The organism is Methanolobus psychrotolerans (assembly GCF_002243045.1).
Lineage (GTDB): Archaea > Halobacteriota > Methanosarcinia > Methanosarcinales > Methanosarcinaceae > Methanolobus > Methanolobus psychrotolerans.
In genome coordinates this window covers 1-22,536 of sequence record NZ_MBKP01000030.1, presented here as the reverse complement: position 1 = coordinate 22,536, position 22,536 = coordinate 1, and the positions used below count along the sequence as shown (strand labels likewise).

16 protein-coding genes and 1 pseudogene are annotated in these 22,536 nt (G+C 40.5%); 13 read left to right on the top strand and 4 right to left on the bottom strand.

The features are described from left to right. Nucleotides 1-485: 485 nt before the first annotated feature. The gene (locus tag BB781_RS15740; RefSeq protein ID WP_164997844.1) at nucleotides 486-647 is read right to left on the bottom strand and encodes a hypothetical protein; all 162 of its coding nucleotides are present in this window, start codon (nucleotides 645-647) and stop codon (nucleotides 486-488) included. Nucleotides 648-703: 56 nt separating this feature from the next. Between BB781_RS15740 and BB781_RS10375 the strand changes: the two genes are divergently transcribed. Together BB781_RS10375 and BB781_RS10370 are read left to right on the top strand one after the other, a co-directional pair. Then, on the top strand, nucleotides 704-3,994 hold the full coding sequence (locus BB781_RS10375; protein ID WP_094228423.1) for an outer membrane protein assembly factor BamB family protein: 3,291 nt from the start codon (nucleotides 704-706) through the stop codon (nucleotides 3,992-3,994). Between the two features lie 233 nt (nucleotides 3,995-4,227). After that, nucleotides 4,228-6,078 (top strand): outer membrane protein assembly factor BamB family protein, encoded by a 1,851-nt coding sequence (locus tag BB781_RS10370; protein WP_094228422.1) that lies wholly within the window; start codon nucleotides 4,228-4,230, stop codon nucleotides 6,076-6,078. A gap of 1,059 nt (nucleotides 6,079-7,137) precedes the next feature. Here BB781_RS10370 and BB781_RS10365 read toward each other — a convergent pair. Further along, the gene (locus tag BB781_RS10365; protein WP_094228421.1) at nucleotides 7,138-8,331 is read right to left on the bottom strand and encodes a DUF4430 domain-containing protein; all 1,194 of its coding nucleotides are present in this window, start codon (nucleotides 8,329-8,331) and stop codon (nucleotides 7,138-7,140) included. A gap of 487 nt (nucleotides 8,332-8,818) precedes the next feature. Between BB781_RS10365 and BB781_RS10360 the strand changes: the two genes are divergently transcribed. From BB781_RS10360 to BB781_RS10335, 6 genes are all read left to right on the top strand, one after another. Further along, on the top strand, nucleotides 8,819-11,542 hold the full coding sequence (locus BB781_RS10360) for an outer membrane protein assembly factor BamB family protein (protein WP_094228420.1): 2,724 nt from the start codon (nucleotides 8,819-8,821) through the stop codon (nucleotides 11,540-11,542). Between the two features lie 29 nt (nucleotides 11,543-11,571). Then, the gene (locus BB781_RS10355) at nucleotides 11,572-13,155 is read left to right on the top strand and encodes a PKD domain-containing protein (RefSeq protein WP_094228419.1); all 1,584 of its coding nucleotides are present in this window, start codon (nucleotides 11,572-11,574) and stop codon (nucleotides 13,153-13,155) included. A gap of 183 nt (nucleotides 13,156-13,338) precedes the next feature. After that, nucleotides 13,339-13,977, top strand: a complete 639-nt coding sequence (locus tag BB781_RS10350; protein WP_094228418.1) for a type IV pilin — start codon at nucleotides 13,339-13,341, stop codon at nucleotides 13,975-13,977. After that, nucleotides 13,978-14,475 carry a type IV pilin gene (locus BB781_RS10345; RefSeq protein WP_129582689.1) on the top strand — a complete coding sequence of 166 codons (498 nt, stop codon included), beginning with the start codon at nucleotides 13,978-13,980 and terminating at the stop codon, nucleotides 14,473-14,475. Nucleotides 14,476-14,484: 9 nt separating this feature from the next. Further along, the gene (locus BB781_RS10340; protein ID WP_094228417.1) at nucleotides 14,485-15,159 is read left to right on the top strand and encodes a type IV pilin N-terminal domain-containing protein; all 675 of its coding nucleotides are present in this window, start codon (nucleotides 14,485-14,487) and stop codon (nucleotides 15,157-15,159) included. Then, nucleotides 15,156-15,686, top strand: coding sequence for a type IV pilin (locus BB781_RS10335; protein WP_094228416.1), 531 nt, complete (start codon nucleotides 15,156-15,158; stop codon nucleotides 15,684-15,686). Before BB781_RS10340 ends, BB781_RS10335 begins: the two co-directional genes overlap by 4 nt. Here the strand turns inward: BB781_RS10335 and BB781_RS10330 are convergent. Continuing rightward, the gene (locus BB781_RS10330; protein WP_129582688.1) at nucleotides 15,664-15,921 is read right to left on the bottom strand and encodes a hypothetical protein; all 258 of its coding nucleotides are present in this window, start codon (nucleotides 15,919-15,921) and stop codon (nucleotides 15,664-15,666) included. The genes BB781_RS10335 and BB781_RS10330 overlap by 23 nt on opposite strands. 29 nt (nucleotides 15,922-15,950) lie before the next feature. Further along, on the bottom strand, nucleotides 15,951-16,520 hold the full coding sequence (locus BB781_RS10325; protein WP_094228414.1) for a hypothetical protein: 570 nt from the start codon (nucleotides 16,518-16,520) through the stop codon (nucleotides 15,951-15,953). A 686-nt stretch (nucleotides 16,521-17,206) separates the two neighbouring features. Between BB781_RS10325 and BB781_RS10315 the strand changes: the two are divergent. From BB781_RS10315 to BB781_RS16160, 5 genes and pseudogenes are all read left to right on the top strand, one after another. Beyond that, nucleotides 17,207-18,760, top strand: a pseudogene (locus BB781_RS10315) (IS1634 family transposase). Between the two features lie 251 nt (nucleotides 18,761-19,011). Beyond that, nucleotides 19,012-20,058 (top strand): hypothetical protein, encoded by a 1,047-nt coding sequence (locus BB781_RS10310; protein WP_094228412.1) that lies wholly within the window; start codon nucleotides 19,012-19,014, stop codon nucleotides 20,056-20,058. After that, nucleotides 20,058-20,798: a hypothetical protein gene (locus BB781_RS10305; RefSeq protein ID WP_129582687.1), complete on the top strand. Its 741-nt coding sequence runs from the start codon at nucleotides 20,058-20,060 to the stop codon at nucleotides 20,796-20,798. The genes BB781_RS10310 and BB781_RS10305 overlap by 1 nt, the downstream gene beginning before the upstream one ends. Nucleotides 20,799-20,811: 13 nt before the next feature. After that, complete coding sequence (locus BB781_RS10300; protein ID WP_094228410.1) at nucleotides 20,812-21,951, top strand: TolB family protein; 1,140 nt, start codon at nucleotides 20,812-20,814, stop codon at nucleotides 21,949-21,951. Between the two features lie 124 nt (nucleotides 21,952-22,075). Beyond that, a partial coding sequence (locus BB781_RS16160) for a DUF6444 domain-containing protein (RefSeq protein ID WP_242492619.1) occupies nucleotides 22,076-22,536 on the top strand: 461 nt, incomplete at its 3' end.

Here is a 22,536-nt window from a genome sequence, read left to right as displayed (position 1 = left end):
GCTTACATCACAACCAGTGAACTACAGGCAGCCATCAACTGCTGGCTCAATGATCTGAATACTCCGACAACCGGTGAACCTGTAACAACTAACAGGCTCCAGCTTCTGGTGCACTACTGGGTCCAGAACACCGAGTGTCCTGAGGGTGCAGACGCATAAACAAGTTAGTAAAACATTCTGAATAAATGCCCGATAACGGGTGTTTATTCTTCTTTTTTTCTGCTGGAATCAAAACAAAGTAAGCATCCGCCGAAGGCGGCACATTCCTATACTTCTGCATAGAAGATTATTGCAAAGACCATTGCATTTATACAGAGAATTCTACAGAAGCCCTGCGAAGAAAGTATTCTAGGTATTATGAAAGTTATTTTGTTTTTTCTTGTGGGAAAACGCCGGCTTTGCCGGACTCTTCGGGATAACTCAAGTTATCCATGGATTACGATTAATCAGTTTACAAACTTCCTTAGAGTTTAATGGCAGGATTTCTACAGAGCCTGAATATCCCTAAATTTTGTACCGCATACATAATTATTTTGCTGGCATGCCAAGCCATCACTGCAATTCAGTATATTATCATTTAAGATAACTATTGTTATCTTATATTCGATGTTTATATGCATGACCTTCAAACCAATTGCTAATTTCATTCCACCAATTGGTGGTTGGATGTTAATTCTGGATTTTAATTCATTGGAGGTTATTAATGAAAGAAAAATGGATCATTCCGATTCTTTTCCTTAGCTTGTTTATGATCATTTCACCGGCTGTGGCAGAAGAAAACACAGACGGTACCTGGCATCAGTTCCACAGGGATGCAGCGAACACAGGAAACACATCATCCACTGCACCGGATAATAATAACATCCTGTGGAGCAGTCCCGCTATCTCAGCCATTGCTTCATCTTCACCGGTGATAGCAGAGGATATGGTTTTTGTTAACTGTGTCGATGGGGAGGTTTCCAGCCTGAAGGCTCTTGATATAGATACAGGTAATGTCTTATGGAGCGAAGAGGTAGATGCCCAGCAATGGGGCTCATGGGCATCCCCTGTGTACGATGACGGTAAGGTCTTCGTGTCCATGGGAACAAACATCACCTGCTTTGATGCCTCAACCCATGCTGTGTTATGGGATAAAATGCCTAGCTCACAGGCTTCATGTGATGGAAGTCCTACTGTTGCTGACGGTAAGGTCTTTGTCAACGACTGGCAGGGTGCACACTATTACTCATACGATGAAACAACAGGTGCATTGCTGGGAAGTTTTGAGGTTTTCAAAAGTGGTCCGCAGGGTCCGCGTGCACAGGGTACTCCTGCTTATTACGACGGAAAACTTTACCTTACGAGCGTAAGCTACCAGTATTACAATGAAAGCGATGTACTTCGTGAAGGATACCTGTACTGTGTAGATGCAGACGACCTGAGCCATGAGTACTGGAGATGCGATTTTGAAAATGGTTTGTGGGGCAGTGCTGCTGTTGCTGACGGGATAGTCTATGTTGCAACCTATGATTTCTATGACGGGGAGGGCGGAGACATATATGCCCTTAACGCTGAGACGGGTGCTATCATCTGGGGTAAGGATGATGCAATAAAAGTCACAGACGGCACAATAAGTACTGCCTATGGCAATGTCTATGTTGCCGGCGGGTACCAGGCCGGGCAGGTGTACTGTTTTGACGGGGCCACAGGTGACCTGGTATGGGAAACTGAAGCGGGTTTAAAGATCGGGGCATGGACTAACTCGGTTGCTGTTGCTGACGGTAAGGTTTTCGCAGGCAGGGAAGTAGCATCCGGGACAGGTATGCGTTTCGGATTTGAGTACCTCTTTGCTATGGATGCTTATACGGGTGAACTTCTCTGGAAAGGATCAGAAGGAGGTGCCTCACCTGCTGTTGCTGACGGTAAGGTATTTACCATAGACGATGACGGTAAAGTGTACTGTTACGGTGGAGGTACTGATACGGTGGACCTCAACGTGGCCGCTGTCAGTGCTACACCATACTACAATCACGAAAATACCATTACTGCTACTGTAGCAAACGATGGCAGCTCTTATGCAGGTGACGTTACGATTTCCCTGCTCATCGACGGTTCTCTGACAGACAGCACTACAGTCAGTGTTGCCGGAGGACATTACGAAAGCGTTGAGTTCCCATGGACGCCCACTGAAGAAAAGGACTACGACATTACCATAACTGCAGGATTCACCGGAACAGATATCGATCTTTCAAATAACCAGAAAACCCAGGTGATAACGGTTATTGATGCAGATGCGGATCTTGTGCCACAGGCATATAATATGTATTGCTATAAGGGGCAGGAGTATGGTGTGCCAGTAGTCATAGAGAACCAGGGCTACAAGACTTCTAACCCGTGTTCTGTAAACGTGGCGACCATTAACATTCCTGAACAGGTAATTGAGATCCCGGCGATAGAACCTGGTGAAAATTATACCATCTACTTTAAAGAATACACTATTAGTGATGTTATACACCATGTTTACGTAACAGTCGACATCGACGATGATACACCTGAAGTCACGGGAGTGTCCGGTGGTGAGTCAAACAACGTAGCTGATATTTGGATGCGTGGTAAAGAGTTAACTCTTCCTGATCCTGAAATCGGAGACTGGCAGCAGTTCCATCAAAACAGTGTGAACGTGGGGGCAAAAGCAAATTACGGACCCAGTGATGATGAACCGGTACTAATATGGGACGTAAGCAGCTTCACCGGGGGGGTTGACGTCGTACCTATCATTGCAGGAAATCGTACATATGCATTATCTTCCGGTGGAATCCTGGGTTGTTATGAAAAGTATAACGGTACATACATATGGTCAGTTGAAGTAGAAACGAGTACGCTGCAGACTTCCACTCCTGCATATGGTTATGCTTACTATCCTGATGACAGGGGCACAGTGGCAGAAGAGATTTACGTAGCCACCAACGGAGGCGATCTCTACGCTTTTAATGCAAATACAGGTGAACAAGTGTGGAAGCGTGAAGTCACTGACGAAGGTTTTGAAACACCCGTGACATACCATGATCACAGGATTTACGTGGCTGATGGGCTGGGTCCGTCGGAAGGTACGAAATATATGTACTGCTTTGATGACATGGGTAATGAGATATGGAGGCATGCTCACAACGACTCCGCAGGTTTCATCTGGGCCGGTGCTGCAGTGGTGGGAGACTATGTCATCTATCCGGTACAGGAAGGTATTCTTGTAAGTCTGTACACGGCAAACGGAACCGTGGCTGATGAGATGGACCTGAGTATTGACCCTGAGTTTGCCGTTGCCGCCCCGGGCAGGCTGCGCTCTTCACTGGTCTACCAGGATGGGTACGTTTACTGCACTTCTGATAAGGGTAATGACGAGGGATACCTCTGGAAGGTCAGTTACGATAATTCCACTGGCACTTTCACGGATAATGGCTGGAGCAGCATGATAGGTTTCAGTACTTCCACACCAGTGGTCTATGATGGTAAGGTGTATGTTGGTACAGGTGAGCACGGTGACGAAGGTGCTTTTGTCTGTGTCAATGATGCAGACGGGCAGATCGAATGGTCTTTTGTCACGGATGGTGGTGTGAAGTCTTCACCTGTGCTCTCTACATTTGATGCTGACGATCCGCTTCTTTACTTTACGACCCAGACAGTGAACGGTTCACTGTACTGTATCAACACAACCGGATCGCTCATCTGGGAGTACAATCCTTCCGGCGATGACCAATATGTGCTGCAGGGTGTTGCACTGTCAGATGGAAATGTCTACTATGGGACTGATGCAGGGTACCTTTACTGCATCGGTGGTGACTGGAACGACTGGAATGATATGAATTCCCCGGGCGGACAGGTCATCACACTTGCGGAGATTCGCAACGCCATAGTCTACTGGAAGTTCAGTGCACCAGGTCCGGGTACAGGGCATGTAGTCTCTCTTTCAGAAATACGGAATATGATAGTATACTGGAAGTTCAGCGCGCCCATGTGAACTTAGTAAAACATTCTGAATAAACGCCCGGCAGCGGGTGTTTATTCTTCTTTTTTTTCTACGGTAATTCGATCAAAGTTTTGAGTAAAATGGAAGATTTGGTTTCTGTATTATTGTTATCTTTTTTGTATATATCTGTAAGGTCGATTCATGTGTTTATATACAAGGAAAAATAACCGGTTGTAAATGCACCTGATTCCTGGATTTTGAACAGATAAAACCGGTGGTACCCTATGAAACTCAGAAAATTATGTACATTACTTGTAATTATGCTCTTCACTTTTATCATGCTGACATCTGCAGCGCAGGCCGATAAGATTACTGCTGTCAGGACAATAACGGCAGATTCCGTAGAACCGGGAGAGACTTTTCAGGTCACGGTTGTCATTACATGCGGTGATGAAGACATGATATCTGGCGCTCTTGACGAAGATGTTCCGAGTGGCTGGGTTGTCGAGAAGGTACAAAACGATGGCTGGTCTTTCAATTCAAATGAGATTTCATGGCTTGCCGGGCTTGACTATATATATTCAGGGGAAACAAAAACCATAATATACAATATAACAGTCCCTGCCGACGAAGGTGGTGGCGATTATCTCATTTCGGGTTTGATAGCCGCTAGCGGGGATGTGTTCCCGGTAGTGGATTATGTGTACAGCGTTTCAGGGGATACGGATGTCAAAGTGTTGGGTGAACCAAAATTCACATCCACTGACTGGCCACTTTTCCAGAAAGATCTCTATAATAGCGGTATAACAACTGACAGGGGTCCCGTGCAACAACCAGATGATACGGAATCCTGGGCTACCTATACCAATGGTGTAGCCGGCGCCTATGGAATTGATTCCGAAGTCCTGGTTGTAGGGGATCTGGCTTATGCGGTTACCCAGGGTAAGGTCTTTGCACTTGACAGGAACACAGGTGATATTAACTGGACAAGTGACATCGTCGAAGGAGTAACAGCTCCACTTGGCACATGTGCCTATGGGAACGGCAACTTGTTTGTGGGTGCTTTCGGACAATTATATTCTTTCGATGCGCTCACGGGTGAGGAAATCTGGAACGTAAGCATCAGTACCGAAAATCCTGATTTGGTACAGCTGAACACAGCATTGACCTATGACGGTGGAAGAATCTATTTTGGTGAATGGTACGCGGTTGGCGAAACCAGCCGTAAATACTATTGTTACAATGAAGATGGTACGGAGCGCTGGTCTCTTCCGGCTGAGGAAGGAACTGGTTACTACTGGGCAGCAGCAGCAATTATCAATAACTATGTTGTCTATGCCGGAGACGATGGCAACATACGCTCTGTAAACAAATATGAAGGTTATGTGGTTGATGAGATCAATTACAAGGAAGTTTTTGACATCGCTACCGGATCACGTACAGATATACGATGCGGCATATCCTTCGATCCTGATACCAGGCGGATTTACACTTTGACAGAAGACGGTTACTGTTTATCTTTGAAGATCAATGAGAACGGAAAATTCGATACTTCAGATGTGCACAAAATAAAGCTGGCTTCAGGCACCAGTACACCTGCCGTATACAATGGCAGGGTCTACGTAGGGACCGGCAAGTACGGTCCCGGAGGCAACTTCTATTGCCTTGATGCTTCCGATCTTTCCGAAATATGGTATTACACTCCCAATGGTGGTGTTCAGGCTTCACCTGCGATTTCCACTGCCTATGATGACGGTGATGGGGAGATATATATTTACTTCACAACCAATATGCAAAATGGAACTGTCTACTGTCTGAGAGATTTCACTGGTAATACGGAACCGGATGTCAGCTGGACTTATGAGCCACCTGAAGAAAAAAATGAATATACGCTCCACGGTGTTTCCATTAAAGACGGCCGTCTGTTCTACGGCAATGACAAAGGATATGTATTCGGACTGGCCGAATGGAATTACTGGGACGACCCAGTGTCCGACGGTGGCGAAGCTATAACCACCGATGAGTTGCAGGAGGCAATCCACGTCTGGCTTAACGATGAACCGGCACCAGTCACCGGTTCACTCATATCCACAGACCGCCTGCAGGAACTAATACATAACTGGCTGAACACTTGATTGAACTGTATGGCAGTAATACTACAGTTTTACTACAGTTTTGCTGCCATTTCTTTTTTAATACAATAGAAAAATTGAAGCTTCTACACAGTGGCATGAATATGCACGATAAATTTAGCAATTCCTTATCAAAATCGCTAACATTCTGTGTAGAATACATCTCTAATTCAAAAGGGCAATATTTGGCTCTGTAGAAATCCTGCCATTAAACTTTAAGGAAAGTAGGCCGTTTTGTCCGGTATCTGAAAACTGAAATGGATGTAACAATCTTCTGGTACAGCAGTGGATGAATGTGCCATATGCGATGGATAGTTGCGTTATTATCTGTTTGCATAACGGATCTATCGTAGGTCATGAATAACGTGAGTAATCCCGACGGGTCCGGCGAAGCCCGGCGTTTTCCAACAAGACTAAACAAAATAATCTGCATAATACCTTGTACTTTTTCCTCCCGACTTTTATAAAATTCTCACTATGAATTCAATTATCTGTGGGATTTTGTTCTGTACAGCAGCATCAGAATGTGCCGCCTTCGGCGGATGCTTACTTTGTTTTTAGTTTGCAGGTTGTTTTTGTGGAAATAAAAAAGAGCAAAGTTTCTTTCACCTTATATTCCGCAGATGTCCTCGAATTTCGCCAATTATATGGATTGCAATTATTTATCACTCAATTATAATACAATTAAATTAAAAAGTATCACTTAATGCTACTTTTATTTGATATAAGTATGCGTAAATCTACGCTAACGAAAAATATCCGTTTTTCTCTAGACATCTGCAGAAAGTTTCTTTCACTCACATAAACAGGAATTCTACAGACTCATTTCATTGGTCTTTGGTTAAGAAGATTTTTTGCCTGTTTGCTATCGATTTTATACCAAATGTCTGGCGGAAATTATGGTCAATTTTCATAAAATCAACACCATATTCCTGCATATAATTGGTTCGAATTCTTGAAAACTGTTAAAGAAATTAAGATAACATGGATAATTATCTTCTTAACCGATGACATATGGAGCCCCTTTATTAGTCTTTAAAAAAAGAAGGATAATTATCCTTCTTAGTCCTGTATCTGTTCGATGACGAAATCAGCTTCTGTCCTAAGGTAATCTGCTTCTTCAGAAGTCAGGTTGCCCCATTCTTCATGTCTGTCGACAGCGTTCATGAAACTCCGGAGCTTGATGACAGCTATCCTGTCGTGGTCGTGGTCCAGAGAGTAAATTACGCTGTCAAGTCTTGTGGTAAGGATATTCTTTGTGCATGCAGGAGCATCCGTTCCATCGATATAGTCCTGCATGTTTTCGACATTTACCACAGGGTCTGCTGATCTGACATCCATGTCAAGAATGTAGGTTGTATTTTCATTGTCCACAATCATTTCCCATGATTCTGTGTATTCATATGGAGCATAAATGTATGTTACCTGGTCGCCAACTTCGATATCATTCAGGCTGAGGCCATAGTTTGTCATCTCATCATTCACGTAAATGAACCACGATGTTCCTGAATTGGTGACTGTATCCCACTGATTTTCGACTCCTTCAATGCTTTCAAGTAAGAAAGAGCCATAAGCTGCGTAATATAGATCAGAGGCACAATAGGTGAAGTCTTCTTCTTCTGCAGCTGTGTTAAGCACACCCATAGCTGTCATTGTGTCAACATCATAGCTGGCTGAAGGATTGTTACATGGCACAAAAATGAATGTACCGTCCTCTACTGCAAGTTTTCCGTCAAAGATTGCTACAGAATCTTCTACAAGTATGTTGACAACGTAGCTTGCATTTTCATTGTCCACAATCATTTCCCATGATTCTGTGTATTCATACGGAGCGTAAAGGTAAGTCACCCTATCTCCAATTTCGATATCATTCAGACCAAGGCCATAGTTTGTCATCTCATCATTCACGTAAATGAACCATGATGTTCCTGAGTTGGTTTGTGTATCCCACTCATTTTCTATACCGCTAATGCTTTCAAGCAAGAAAGAGCCATATGCCGCGTAATATGCATCAGATGCATTATATTCAAATCCTTCACCCATGCCATTTGAAGCTGCATCAAGAGCGCCCATGGCCGTCATCATGTCAACACTGTAACTAGTTGAAGGGTTGTTACCGGGCACAAAAGTAAATGTACCATCATATAATCCAATACTTCCGTCAAAGATTACCGCTGGCTCTGCTGCTGCAGTACCAATCATCATTGCACTTAGAAGTGCAACTACAAATATACTTACGATTGTTTCTGTTTTCATTTGTTTAACCTCTTATACAAGTAATCCTGGTAGAATCTATGATCCAGGATTACATTTCACTCACTATACATATTATTTTAGCTTATTAATGTTTATATTTAACTAACACTTATTCGTTTTAATACTAAACTCCATTAAAATTAAGCTACGCTATTTGGCTGAATGATATAAGCTTTTTAGATACCAACTGTAACTTATAAATTGACACTTATATATGCCCAGTTTGCACAGGTAGTTATTGATCTGAAAAAGTCACTAACACTAAATTAAACACTATACTAAAATTATGAAAGGCAGCTTAATGCTGAATTGATTAAATGTATTTGTTTAAATATAATTCAGATTTCTGTATAAATAAAAGAATACAGAATAGAGAGGAAGCTATAGTCACATAAATTGAATTTATGACCTAAAACTTCCCTCAAATCATGTGGTGGGGATTCCAGGCATCATCGTAATTAAATGGATTATCAATGGAGATTTGTTAATGCGGACATTACTTCTAATTTCATCTATATTTATTTTTTTAGCACTTATCACTCCGTCAGGTGCAACTATCTGGTCAGCGATTAATGATTCCACTCTCTCAGAAGCACTATCGGAAGCTAATGAAAATGACATCATTTACCTCAACCCTGGTAATTATACCGTTGCGGTGTCTCTCACCAAGAATGGTTTGTCTCTGATAGGAAAAAATGCTAATGAAGTTACATTTAATCTTTCAGGCTCAAACTTAAAAATGAGCGCGAAAGATTGTGTTCTTAAAGGCGTATCTATAATTAACAGTCCTAAAGGTGTTGAAGTAAAGGCATCGGGTTGTGAGATACGCAAATGCATATTTGACGGGCTTACGTACAGAACGGGCATCTACATCAAAGAAGATAATACTGTTTTCACCGATAATGTTGTTTCAAATTGCACAGGAACCGATTTTGCAGTTTATGGACTGGGTGATGAGTGTACTTACAGTGGGAATACTTTTATTAACAACAGTTGTGCCGGTCTATCACTTTATACGAACAGTGATAAGAATGTAGTATGCAACAATGTTTTCCGGCAGAACAAATACGGCATATACATCGGGAGTGCAGGCCGCGGGAATCAGATCTATCTTAATGACTTCATAGATAATGATGAAAACATAATAGCTACCAATCCTCCTTCCATTGAATGGAACTCTCCAGAATTTGTGGCTTATACCTACAATGATAGATCATGGTTAAGCCATCTGGGTAATTATTGGGGTGAAGACAGCGGTTCAGATGTAAATGGCGATGGCATTCTTGAGAGTCCGTATACTGTCTCCTATGGAGCAGGTACTGATTCATATCCTCTGGCAAGTACTTTTGAGACTTACATTGACATGTCCTCAGAATCTGCAGATCTGAAGGTAGATTCTTTGTATCCGGTTTCATTGGTAGCTGATCAGCCAAACAGAATAAGAGTAAACGTGTCCAATATCGGCGAAACGGATGCAGATGCCTTTAAAGTAATCCTTTATCATGGTACCGATTCTCTTGGGGAAGAAGTCATTCCATACCTAGCAGCGGGTAGTAGTGCTCAGGCTTCATTCACACTGCTGCCTCCGGCAGGAGCTATCACTTTGAACGCAGTTGTTGATATTGAAGGCAGTGTCGTGGAAACACTTGAGTCTAATAATGAAATCTCAGCAACTCTTACTTCTGAAACTATTGAAGTCGATGAGAATTGGTTCCAGTTCCACAAAGATGAGCAACATACTGGCTACTATCCAGGTGATGGCCCTGATGATGCAACTCTTCTATGGGTTAGTGATGACATCAATGCAGTAGGGAGTTCTTCTCCGGTAATTGCAGAAGGCACAGTTTTTGTGAATTGTGGTGATTCCGTCATGTCATCTTCAGGAGATGATGGTTCTTCTGTAACAGGCCTTGATATGTATACTGGAGAAACTATCGGCACATTCGGAAACGGATGCACAGCCTGGGGTTCGTGGACTTCTCCCTGTTACTATGACGGAAATGTCTATTGTGGAAGATCTGATTCCGTTAACGGCGGGGATCTTATTGTTAACGGCAAAAGATATGTGGGAGATTATGACGGTTACCGTTATTATTGCACATATGCAGAGAACGGCACATCTGTCTGGACAAAAACCGTAAACGGTCTTGCAATGGGTACCCCGGCCTACTCCGATGGCATGGTTTATCTTACAAGTTGTAAATTTGAATTGTCGGGTGATGTATACTGTGTAGACGCTGAAACCGGTGACGAGATATGGCATATCAGTACTCCTTCAGGACACGATACGTCCGGAACTGCAAGTGTTTACAATGACATTCTGTATTTTACAACGTATAACTGGGTTGGTACCGGGGATATCTATGCTGTAGACAAGTATGATGGCACGATTCTCTGGAGAAAGACCATACAAAGGACAGACTCATGTCCTGCTGTTGCATATGGGAACGTCTATGTTTGCGGTGGTTGTCCCGGCTATAGTAAATTGCAGACATACTGTTTTGATGCTGTAACAGGTGATGAACTCTGGAATATAACCGCAAGTTACAGCGGAATAGGTGCCTGGACCTGTTCTCCTGTGGTAGCTGATGATAAATGCTATGTTGGAAAGATAGATTCCACCATGTACAGCTACAGTGCAATTTATGCTTTTGATGCGTACACTGGAAACCAGTTATGGAGTTCTTCAGGCGGAGGTGCCAGCCCTGCTATTTCCGAAGGTATCCTGTATACTGTTGGAAATGATGGTAAAGTGTATGCTTACGGATCCATCTCAGGTCCGCACGCTGAATTTACAGGTAATGTTTCTTCAGGAAATGTTCCTCTGACCGTATCTTTCACAGATATGTCAGCAGACAATATTACAGGATGGCAGTGGGATTTCGACAATGATGGCGTTATAGATTCCACTGAGCAAAACCCGGTTCATGTGTATGAATCTACCGGGGAATATACTGTTTCTCTGAAAGTAACAAACGATGAAGGAACTGATACAGAGGTCAAAGATGCCTATATCGAAGTTACTGAAGAAAACGATGATGAGTGGAACATCTGGGATGACCCCGATTCAGAAGATGGGGTTAAGATAACTACTGATGAACTTCAGGATGCTATTCACTGTTGGTTAAATGATGTTCCAATAACAGACTCAGGAGACATGTTGACAACTGACAGATTACAAGAAGTTATTCATGAATGGTTAGAAAACTAAGTAGATATGGAAATGTTTGAGGAGAAAATATGAACTACAACAACTCAAAAAGAATTTTTTCAGTCCTTATGATTTCATTCTTTTTGCTAGCTATGCTTGCAATGCCTGCTATGGCTGCAGGAGAATTTACGGTTATCAGAACGATATCAGATACTGAGGTATGTGCAGGCGATACGGTAAGAGTTACGCTTGCATTGACAGCTAATCAGTATATGGAGGCTCCTGCAATTCAGGAGGAACTTCCATCCGGCTGGGAATTGACAGAAGTATCTGATAGTGGAACCTATAAGGAAGAAACAACTGAATGGATATGGTCAAGTAAGATGAATCAGGGTAACCAAAAAACGGTGATATATGATCTTACTGTGCCTGAAGGTACTGAAGCAGGTGTTTACAATTTATCGGGAAGTGCAACAGCATTTGAAATTGACGAAATTAGCACAACAGGTGATTCCCAGATCACAGTTGTCGATGTAGTTGCTGATTTCACTTCTAATGTTACATCAGGTGATGCACCTCTGGCAGTAAAGTTTACAGATATTTCTATTGCTGCAACATCCTGGCAATGGGATTTTGATGAAGATGGAGTTATTGATTCGACCGAACAAAATCCGGAATATACCTATGCAGAGGCTGGTGTATACACAGTAAAACTAACAGCATCAGATGGAGACAGTAGTGTTACTGAAACTAAAACAGATTATATTACAGTTTCATTGGATGCTGGTTTTTCTGCAAATGCGACTTCTGGAAATGCACCCTTAACTGTCAAATTCACAGATACAACCAGCGGTGCAGTATCCTGGGAATGGGATTTTGACGGAGATGGAACTGTTGATTCCACTGAGCAGAATCCGGTTCATACATATACCAGTTTAGGAGATTACACCGTCAAACTGACAGCTTATGGTAACGGCAACAGTGACTCTGTAACAAAAGGCGATTACATATCTGTTACAAGTGGCAGCGGTTCGACATTAGATGCAGATTTTACAGTGAATGATACTTCAGGTCAGGCGCCGCTTTCTGTAAAATTCACTGATCTTTCTACGGGAAGCATCACTTCATGGCAGTGGGATTTCGATTATGATGGTATAATTGATTCAACTGAACAGAACCCTGTTTATACCTACACCGAAAATGGGACGTATACGGTAAAGCTGGTTGTATCTGACGGCAGCGACAGTGATGCTTTGACAAGGACAGGTTACATTGTTGTCAGCGATGAAGAAGATGATGACGATACGTATAATGCCTATGAAGCTACTGCCGTATCCCTCAGTGCAACAATTATTCCTGCCATTTCTATAGAAGTAACCCCGGGAGCACTGAATTTCGGTACCCTGTCAGCGGGTGAGATCAGTGATGAACACACGCTTCATATTAAGAACAAAGGTGCTACGGATGCGAAAGTAACAGCACAGGTTACAGATGTTGCAAAAGGCCTTTATGAAGACGGACTTATGCTGAATTCTGGAACATGGGACGGATATTCAAATGTAGTTGAATCGGAAACTACGGAAGATGTGCAGGCATCCCTGCATGTTCCAAATGATTTCATAGGCATTGGTTCTATGGAAGGTAAGCTTGTTTTCTGGGCTGAAGTAAGTTAAACTGGTTAGTGAGGGAGATATTTTCTCTCTCTCTTTTTGTTGAGTAATCAAAAAACGGATTATTATTTATTTAGATAACACTTCTAATCTAAATGTTCTCTTTTAAATACTTGCAATAAAGACCACATCTTGTACAAATTACTATTTTGTCTATTTTTATAGATATTAGAAGGTGAAGTATGTATGAGACATATAAAACAGCGAAAAACGTTTTTACGTAATAATACAGCCGCATCACCTGTGATAGGTGTTATGCTGATGGTGGTGGTCACTGTGATCCTCGCAGCTGCGGTCAGTTCATATGCCGGAGGACTTGTAGGTGGTGGCACAAAGACAGCACCTTCTGCAACGTTTGAAGTGCAGATAAAAAAAGGTGTGGATATAGGCGGAGAGAATATCTCTTTTATGAAGATCAAAGAGATTACCGGAGATTCCATTGATACAAGTGATCTCAAGATCATAACCTCATATATTGATGATAATAACGATTTCTATATGACAGAGGTCTATCCTAATTCCGAAAACACAAACTGGGTTAATGGTGGCAATCCCAGTAAAGTCTGTGTTTCCCCTTACTGGAGCAATCCGGCGATAGGAGAATTCGGGAAAGATGAAGCGGTTAATTTTGGGAACTATGTTCTGAAACCCGGAGTGGTGATGATCGCTGAATCCGATGAAGCAGACATATCTGGCCATGACACTGGGCTGGAAGCTGTTATTTCCGTCTGGGAAAACGTCAGTAAAGGTGATTTCATAACTGTCACTCTGGTTCATACTCCAAGCAGTAAACCGGTGTTTGAATCTGAAGTAGAGGTGGTATGATTGCAGGAACGATGTAGATTATTTTCGGATAAAGAAGCAGTTTCACCTGTAATCGGAGTGATGCTGATGATCGTTGTTACAATAATCCTTGCAGCTGCTGTCAGTTCATTTGCAAACAGTACGAAATCCCAGGATATGGCACCTCAGGCAACATTGCTAGCCAAAGCATCAATTCAGGATGGTCATGTGCTTCTTGAGCACATGGGTGGTGATACTATCGACAAGAGAGACATAAGGATAGAAATTGAATCAGGATACCCATCTGCTTCGGGGTCTGTAGACACCGATAATGTTACTTTTTCTCCGCATATCAATTTCCTGAATCCCGGTGATGAAGCAAAAGTGAATTTCACATCTTCCACATCAGGTGATTACATTACTTTTGGCGGGTCTGAAATATCTCAAAAAGTAGAGCTTGGTGAACCTTTCGGGATAACTGTAATAGACACAAATTCCGGACAGACCATCTATTACAAGGAAATTACACTATTACCATGAGGTGGATCAATGAAAAGACCAAATATATTTACAAAAAACTCATCCGGTGCGTCACCTGTGATTGGTGTGATGCTAATGGTCGTTGTTACTGTCATCCTTGCAGCAGCTGTCAGCGCATACAGTACAGGAATGCTGAGAGGAACAGAAGTAGCTCCCAGTGCTTCTTTTGATGTAGAGATGAGAAAAGATATCTCTACCTTTCATGGAAATATGAGTTATATTGCCATTACTATGGTTACAGGTGAGAAGATACCCTCAAAGGATTTGAAAATTGTTACAATCAATCCTAATGCCGAAGGTGAGTATAAAACGAGGGAAATATTACCGAATATTTACAATACAAAAACCAAATCATTCACCGGAGCATCTCCTTTCTGGAATTTAGGAAATTACCCAACAACAGGTCAGTTTTTTGGAGAATACTTGTTAGAGCCAGGAATGACTGTAATCGCAGATGAATATGCTAACTATGTAGGTGCTGTTTGGGATGAAAATGATGGAACATATATAACAGATGTAGATGGCCATATAACCGCTATGCAGGCAATGTTTGCAGATTGGGGTGATGAACCGGATAATCCTTCAGATGACACTTTGCACCCAGGAGATGTTTTTACAATAAAAATAATTCACACTCCGACTAACCAGGTGATTTTCACAAAAGATGTGGTGGTGTCATCATGAAGGCTAATAGAAAATTATTGCTATCGGATACTGCTGTCAGTCCTGTCATCGGTGTAATGTTGATGATAGTTGTAACAGTTATTCTGGCTGCTGCGGTAAGTTCTTTTGCAAATGGAATGAAAACCAAGGATGATCCCACGCAGGCATCTTTTGATGTTTCGTGTTCTGCATCAGATGGAATGATAATTATCAAACATATGGGGGGGGATGTAATATACAAAGAAGATATTAAAATATTGGTATCACATGGACTGCCTAAAATGACCGGATATCTCCCGAAAGAAAATCTCACATTCTATCCTGCAGATCAGGAGATCCGGAGTGCTGCTATGGACAAAATATCACTACAGTCTGGACAAGTGGCAACATACAAGTTTGGTGAATGGCAAAATTCACCCACTCCTAGCCAAAAAGGTTACCTGCTTGGAGATCAGGTGGTTATGGTCGGCGAAACTTTTGAATTTGCATTGGTTGATGTAAATACGGAAAATACCATTTTTGTAACTAATGTTGTAATGGAACCTTAAGGTTCCATTTTATTTCTATTATTTTATAGTCTATATCATTGATTTCAATAGTTTTCTTATACCTTAGTTTTATCTCACATTCCGCAGGTCTCCCCTCATGATTGCAGACCATGCTCAATACAAAACGTTTCGGGTCCCAACGCATGTCTTTAGGACATCCATGAGTTATTTTGATAGTTTCGTATTCAGGATCATGGTTCTCATATTTACCATGTAACGTACTGTCACATTTCATTATTACCAAAAACACAATCATAACTTGGATTATTTTTTAAGGTCAAGTCCTGCAAGAAATGTACCACTGTGCAATTCGCTCTTGAAAGTGACCTTTGATTTAATATAACTATCAGTTAATCTTGAAGGTGAAGCTATCAAAGCTTCAGAAATGAAGTCCATCTTTTCAATTTCTATCCAGGGTTTTGCATATATTGTCATCAGGGGTGGTTCGCCTATATTTCTGAATCTCTTCATTTTTTTATAGTCAATTACTATGTTTCCATAGACACAGTGATCTTTTGAATTTTTGTATCTGTTTATTTCCGATACATCACTGACATCTTTTCCAATGACCTCTCCTTGGTATGTGATCTCCAGGTTATCTGTTGGCCAGTCATATTCTTTATTTGTAATAAAAGATATTACCACCTCTGCCAGAAGGACTTTTTTGACACCGATATTGTCCTTTTTTCCAAAATATCGAAAGTTCATTTGCTCATCTTTTTCTTCGAGCTGTCTTATTTCTTTGATGTCCTGTTCATCAAGAAGAAAGGCATTTTCAACTCCTGTTGTACCGTGAAGCAGGTCTATGGCTTTTTTAGTAATCAATGAATGCAAAGTATCTCTCCTTTATATTACTGCTTTAAACAAGACCGATACAAATAGTAGTGATATTTTAGATATGATCAAAAAGTTACATACAGTAATTATAGGCATAATGTCTCACCTGCCCATATTCAATACTTGCAAGCTACATGATGTGTTGATAAGGAATTATCTACACCAATATCAGCAACCGTTCGGTCAATAGTTGCATGAATCATTTCACTTTTTGGTTTGACTAGGAATCTAATGATGTTTACAAGCTTATAGTTGAACTCGGGTTCTTTTTTGTAAATATAAGTGTCCCAAAAAAGTCCATTTTTGTGTATTTCGTAGCCATAACCTCCATAGTCTGTAATTTGACTGATCACTTTTAAGCCTCTTTCCAAACTTTAGAGCTATTAATATCCTTATAGCTAATAAAACTTAACATTGGGATGCCATATGTTATCTTAAATACTAAAAATGGTTTTATCACTTTGGAGTAAGAAGACCACCGTTTTCAAACTCACATTAAATAGTAGATTTAATGGGAGTTCCAGTTCTCTGAACTGGAACAGGTGGATGAATTACGTCCCCTATTGGAACTACCGTCTATCCTGACTTCCCAATAAGTTAAGCACAACTCTTCCTTTTTACTTCATTTTTAGTTCCAAGCCTATCGAAAAGTAATTACCTTCTGTGCCTAATTATTATGTATAATGAAACCATTTACAAGAGTCAAAGTCATAAAGGGAATCGAATACTCTATGAGATCACGCCTTATTACGATCCTGTACAAAAGAAAATCCGACAGAAAAGCAAGTATCTTGGGAAACTTGTGAATAATCAACCAGTAAAAGTCCGCTCTCAAAAGAAACCATTGATATCCATCCCTGAAAAGGTACTCTCCTATGGAGAGTACTTTCTCCTTTTAAAAATAGTTGAGGAACTTAAACTTGATTAGCTGCTTAGCAGAAGCTTCACCGAAAAACAAGCGTGGTCGATCCTGACCCTTGCGATGAACCACATAATAAAACCGTTAGCATATGATCATATTGAGGAATGGTATGAGAAGGTACTATTCTCTTCAGGGATCATCCACAACTGCCTCTATCTTCCCAATCCATCTCAAACCTTCTGGACTCTATTGGAAATGGTGTGATACATATTGATTTTACGAGGTCCTTGATAAAAGAGGTATGCACTTCCAACACTCTCATTTATGACATCACCTCCATTTCAACTTATTCACAGATGATCAGCCTCCTGGAGTATGGTTATAACAGAGACAATCTTGAACTGCCACAAGTGAACTTCTCGATGATTGGGAATAAGGAAAAAGGGACTCCTGTGATGTACGACCTGTATCCTGAAAGCATATCGGATGTAACTACCTTGAAAAACACGATCAAAAAGCTTCAGGAGGAAGGGGTTCATGATTATACTTTGATCATGTACAAAGGATTCTTTTCAACAGTTAACATATGATCACTTGTATCCAACAATCTCTCATTCATAGTTCCGCCTTCACAAACGATTAAAAGTGTGAAGGAAAAAATGTCCGAGATACACAAAACGATATATGACCCGCGGTATCTTAATGTCTACGAAGGCGAACCTGTTTTCACGATGCAAATCGACGTCAACATTGGAGAACTGAACATAAAAGGTTATGCTTATTACGATCAAAAGCGAGAGCAACAGGAAAGAAATAGTTTTTTCAAAGGTCTTCATGCAACGCTTGAAATGCTTGAGAAGGTAGAATTAAGACATTGGAGGGATCCTAAAACAGTTTTCATTAGTGTGGCAAAGAGATATGCTTCGTATTTGACAGGAAAATAAAGGATAACAAGTTTGAAATTACAGTAAAGAAGAATGCAGTGTCACAAAGAATTAACATGATGGGAAAATTCATCCTCCTGTATAGGGGAAATCTGGAGTGGGATGAGTGTCTTTCGCTTTACAGAAGCAAGGATATCGTTGAGAAAGGATTCTATTCACTGAAAAATTAAATAGAATTTACTCCGGTCAATGTCAAGAAAAACAGTACTTTCAAAGGGTATCTGTTCATCTGTTTTGTTTCTTTGATCATTAGAATGAAGCTGATGAAGGAAATGAAAGAGACAAAACTTAACAAAATGTTCTCTGTTGAAAACTTGATCATGCAGCTTGAAAAGAACAAAATTCTCCTTCTTGCAGAAGGAGAACAAATTGTTATGGAAAGGACAAAAAAACAAATGGGGATATTAAATGCACTTGGAATATGTGCCTAATTCAATGGGAAGTAAGGTTCTATTGGAATTCACTTATTCCTTTATTGCAGAATTAAGTGCAGATGAAGAAATCAGCGTGGTGGAAGGGAACTAGGCTGAATAGTTACGAAGTTTTTTGTGTATTGGAAATAGTTACTTATTTCTAGTTAGTCCTCCGTTATCCTAAATACTAATGTGTGTAATCCCAAATTATAAATATATTCGTTTCTTTTTTTACTTAAATTCTAAAATTTAGTATAAAGAGTGATTTCATGGATGAAATTGAAAAACAAATCTATGTTCTTGCATCCCTGAATAATCAGGGAAAAACTACAACGGCACTATTGCTAGAGAAATACTTCAATTCAATGGGTATGAAAGTGGCCTGTATGCAAACGATGAAGGGGCAATATGATGTTGGAACTTATCTGGAAAACAATTGTTACCATTATACTGTCCCGATAGAAGCAACTAAAAGTAAAGAAGCGCTTGAAGAGTGGATACCAAAAGGATATGATAGATACATCCTTGAAGTAACTATTCCCTATGGCCCGATTGGTGCGGCATATATCGACGTTTTTGAAAGTATTAATGAAGTTATTTCCTATGAATTGAAGGATAGCTGGAAAAATTTTGTAGAGGAGACACATCCAACCTTGATGACATTCTGGGATCAATTTAACGACAGGAACATCCAGAAAATCATCACGAAAGTTCCTTCCAAGATTGACTCCCCCTGTGTTGACACATCTTTCATTCTTCATCACGTAGAAGAATTTGTATTTGATACCATTGACCCAAAAATGTCACTTCCAAAAAGTGACAAGAATGTAATTGCTGTTGGTGCTTTTCCGGGTGAATTTTGGGACATCTTTCCAAATTTGAAATGGTATGGTTATGAATACTTCAAATTTATGAAGGATTATAGAGATAAACAATATGATCTTGCGATTATTGGCTCATGTCTTGATGAAAGCATTAAATTGTTGTATCAACCAGCAAAAACTCCTGTAATATGTTACCAGCCATCATGCTATATCGATACTGCAGCCAAATATTGTCAACGTCCACCTGTTAAGAGTAATTTACGTAGCATATATGTAACAATAAAGGAAGAAACCGTTGGAACTCCTCTGGGAGAAAACGGTTGTCTCTATGAAACCTTCAACAATAGATTTTGGGTTCCCAATTACGACCTATGGTGGAATACACGGAAACATCCGACCAGAGAAATACTCAGTCAGGAAGATAATCTGACCTTTTGCAACGGTTGGATTTTACCACAATACCTGATTCAAGAGGGATATCTGGAGGTGTAATGATGGGAGGTGGAAGTACCCCAGAACTTCAAATTACTTTGATAAGCCCAGAATCGCCTGTTTCTAACTATGTCGGAGAAGTAAGAACATTCAAAGCAAGTGTTAACCAAAGCAACGTTATTGTAAGATGGAAACTTGATGGTTACTTAGTCCAAGGAAATAATAATCCGCCAGCAAACAGTGAGATTTCCTACAACTATGATGCCGTATTTGGAAGTCACGAACTAAAAGTAGAGGCAGAGAAAAATGGCGTTTTAGTATCCAAATCATGGACTTGGAACGTTGATGAAATCTTAGGCACATGCAATTCGACTCCAGATGGTAATTCTGTCAGAGAAAATGCGCAAATTGAGATCGATGAGGCTACATTATATAGAAGGTTTGATGGAACACATTATGTAGAAGTTAATTGGTCAGGAATAGCAGGAATGGGATATGTCGCAGATCCTGAAACAATCGTATCCTCATGTGAGATGTCAGTAAAAATTATTATTAGCTGGCAAGTCCTTACTTATCCGGGTGACCCTGAACAACAATATGTTGATACTGAAACAGAAGTATCTTATTGTAATGGTGAAGGTACAAACACATTAGATTTGCCCTATCCTTACGACAATATTACTATCGTAGTTTATTTGAACACTAAATGTACTATGTGGAAATGGCTTTTTGATGCGATCCCAATTAGACTAACTCTTTCTGACCACGCATATGCGAGTTGCAGAATTAATGTAGGATGAGATTAGTGATTATATGGTAAAAGTAAATTTTGCTTTGATTATTTTTGCTTTATTTGTCACAATAACGCCTGTTGTCGCAAATGAGATAGTGGAACTGACGGATGCAACAGAATCCAATGGGTTTCCTCAATGGTCCCATGACGGAGAAAAGATAGCATTTGTTGCAATTACCGATGTGGAAGATATCGGTAATACGAAAATCAATGTAATGAATAGTGATGGAAGCAATAAAGCACAGCTCACATCCGGTAAATCATTGGGATGGTTTTTTTCTTTATCTGGATTTGGTACTGCAAATCCTTGGTCATCAGACGGGAACAGGATTCTTTACACATCCGTTTTAGGATTAAAAATTGGAGATTTCGCAATTCCGTTAAAACAAAATCTCTGTATCATAAACGCCGACGGAACAGGCAAGGAAAAACTAAGAGGGACTTCAAATGCGAAATCTTTTGAATGGGTTCAAAACGGGACTAAGATCTTCATGGTCGATAGATCTAATCGACTCTGGCTTCTTGATCCTGACGGAACGGATAAAGAACTACTGGCTTCAGGCGATAAAAACGATTCTCACTTTCGATGTCAGCCTGGAGGAAGCAAAATTCTCTATACCTCAAAAGGATCTGATAACTATGACCTCTGGCTGATGAATTATGACGGTTCAGGAAAGACTCAATTGACATCTGCCCCCGATAATGAGGATGAAATGGCTTGGTCCCCAGATGGGAAAAAAATTGTATACGTATCAAAAAGTGTTCGTGATAAAACAAACTATTCCACTTATCAATCCACTACTTTAAATTATTCTCAGACAATCTGGACAATGGACGCTGATGGTACTAATAAGAAACAGTTGACACTTTCAAATAGGAATTGGGATTCTTCACCGCAGTGGTCTCCAGACGGAACAAAAATAGCTTTTCAAAGGATGGATGTTGGGACACCATTTTATATTGCCATAATGAATTCTGACGGTTCAAATCTCACAGTCCTAACTGCAAATGACACCACTGATATATCTCCTCAATGGTCCCAAAAAGGAGATAAAATTACCTTTATGGCATATAAGAATGAAAAATCGACAGTTTCAGTGATTCTCCTTGATGAAGAATTGGTGTCTGAACCTGCAACAAATGTAACAATTATGTCATAGAACCCATGTCTAAATTATAAATACTATTTCGTATCTATTCAGCCCCAATCCAACAAAAAGCAAAAATCAATATATTAGGACTTCATTCTAACATTCATTATAGAACTTCTATAGATCTGAGGAGATTTGTATAGAACGAGAAGAAATACTTGCAGTTTATGAAGCCGGTCCAGAAGCAGTAGTAGAACTTGTAACTCGATTACTTGGAATAATTGAACAACAAAATATTATCATCGAACAACAATCTCTCAAAATTGCACAGCTTGAAGAACGTGTCAAGCATCTGGAAGAGATGCTTGAAAAGAATAGTCACAATAGTAGCAAACCACCGTCTACTGATTCTTACTCACGGAACAAACCAAAGGTTAAAAGTCAGAGAAAAAAGAGCGATAGATCCCCAGGTGGTCAAAATGGTCATCCTGGTACTACTTTAAGAATGAATGATGATCCTGATGAAGTTGTTGTTCACCATGTTGACAAATGTACCAATTGTGGAAGATCGTTAGCTTCCATTCCTTCTGACTATGAAAGAAGACAGGTCTTTGACATTCCACCAATAGCAATTAAGTGTACTGAACATCGTTG

Excerpts from the sequence above, each read along its gene's own strand:
- BB781_RS10355 (WP_094228419.1), top strand. The coding sequence starts at position 11,572 with ATGAACTACAACAACTCAAAAAGAATTTTTTCAGTCCTTATGATTTCA.
- BB781_RS10360 (WP_094228420.1), top strand. The coding sequence starts at position 8,819 with ATGCGGACATTACTTCTAATTTCATCTATATTTATTTTTTTAGCACTT.
- BB781_RS10350 (WP_094228418.1), top strand. The coding sequence starts at position 13,339 with ATGAGACATATAAAACAGCGAAAAACGTTTTTACGTAATAATACAGCC.
- BB781_RS10370 (WP_094228422.1), top strand. The coding sequence starts at position 4,228 with ATGAAACTCAGAAAATTATGTACATTACTTGTAATTATGCTCTTCACT.
- BB781_RS10310 (WP_094228412.1), top strand. The coding sequence starts at position 19,012 with ATGGATGAAATTGAAAAACAAATCTATGTTCTTGCATCCCTGAATAAT.
- BB781_RS10330 (WP_129582688.1), bottom strand. The coding sequence starts at position 15,921 with ATGAAATGTGACAGTACGTTACATGGTAAATATGAGAACCATGATCCT.
- BB781_RS10365 (WP_094228421.1), bottom strand. The coding sequence starts at position 8,331 with ATGAAAACAGAAACAATCGTAAGTATATTTGTAGTTGCACTTCTAAGT.
- BB781_RS15740 (WP_164997844.1), bottom strand. The coding sequence starts at position 647 with ATGAAATTAGCAATTGGTTTGAAGGTCATGCATATAAACATCGAATAT.
- BB781_RS10340 (WP_094228417.1), top strand. The coding sequence starts at position 14,485 with ATGAAAAGACCAAATATATTTACAAAAAACTCATCCGGTGCGTCACCT.
- BB781_RS10375 (WP_094228423.1), top strand. The coding sequence starts at position 704 with ATGAAAGAAAAATGGATCATTCCGATTCTTTTCCTTAGCTTGTTTATG.
- BB781_RS10305 (WP_129582687.1), top strand. The coding sequence starts at position 20,058 with ATGATGGGAGGTGGAAGTACCCCAGAACTTCAAATTACTTTGATAAGC.
- BB781_RS10335 (WP_094228416.1), top strand. The coding sequence starts at position 15,156 with ATGAAGGCTAATAGAAAATTATTGCTATCGGATACTGCTGTCAGTCCT.
- BB781_RS10300 (WP_094228410.1), top strand. The coding sequence starts at position 20,812 with ATGGTAAAAGTAAATTTTGCTTTGATTATTTTTGCTTTATTTGTCACA.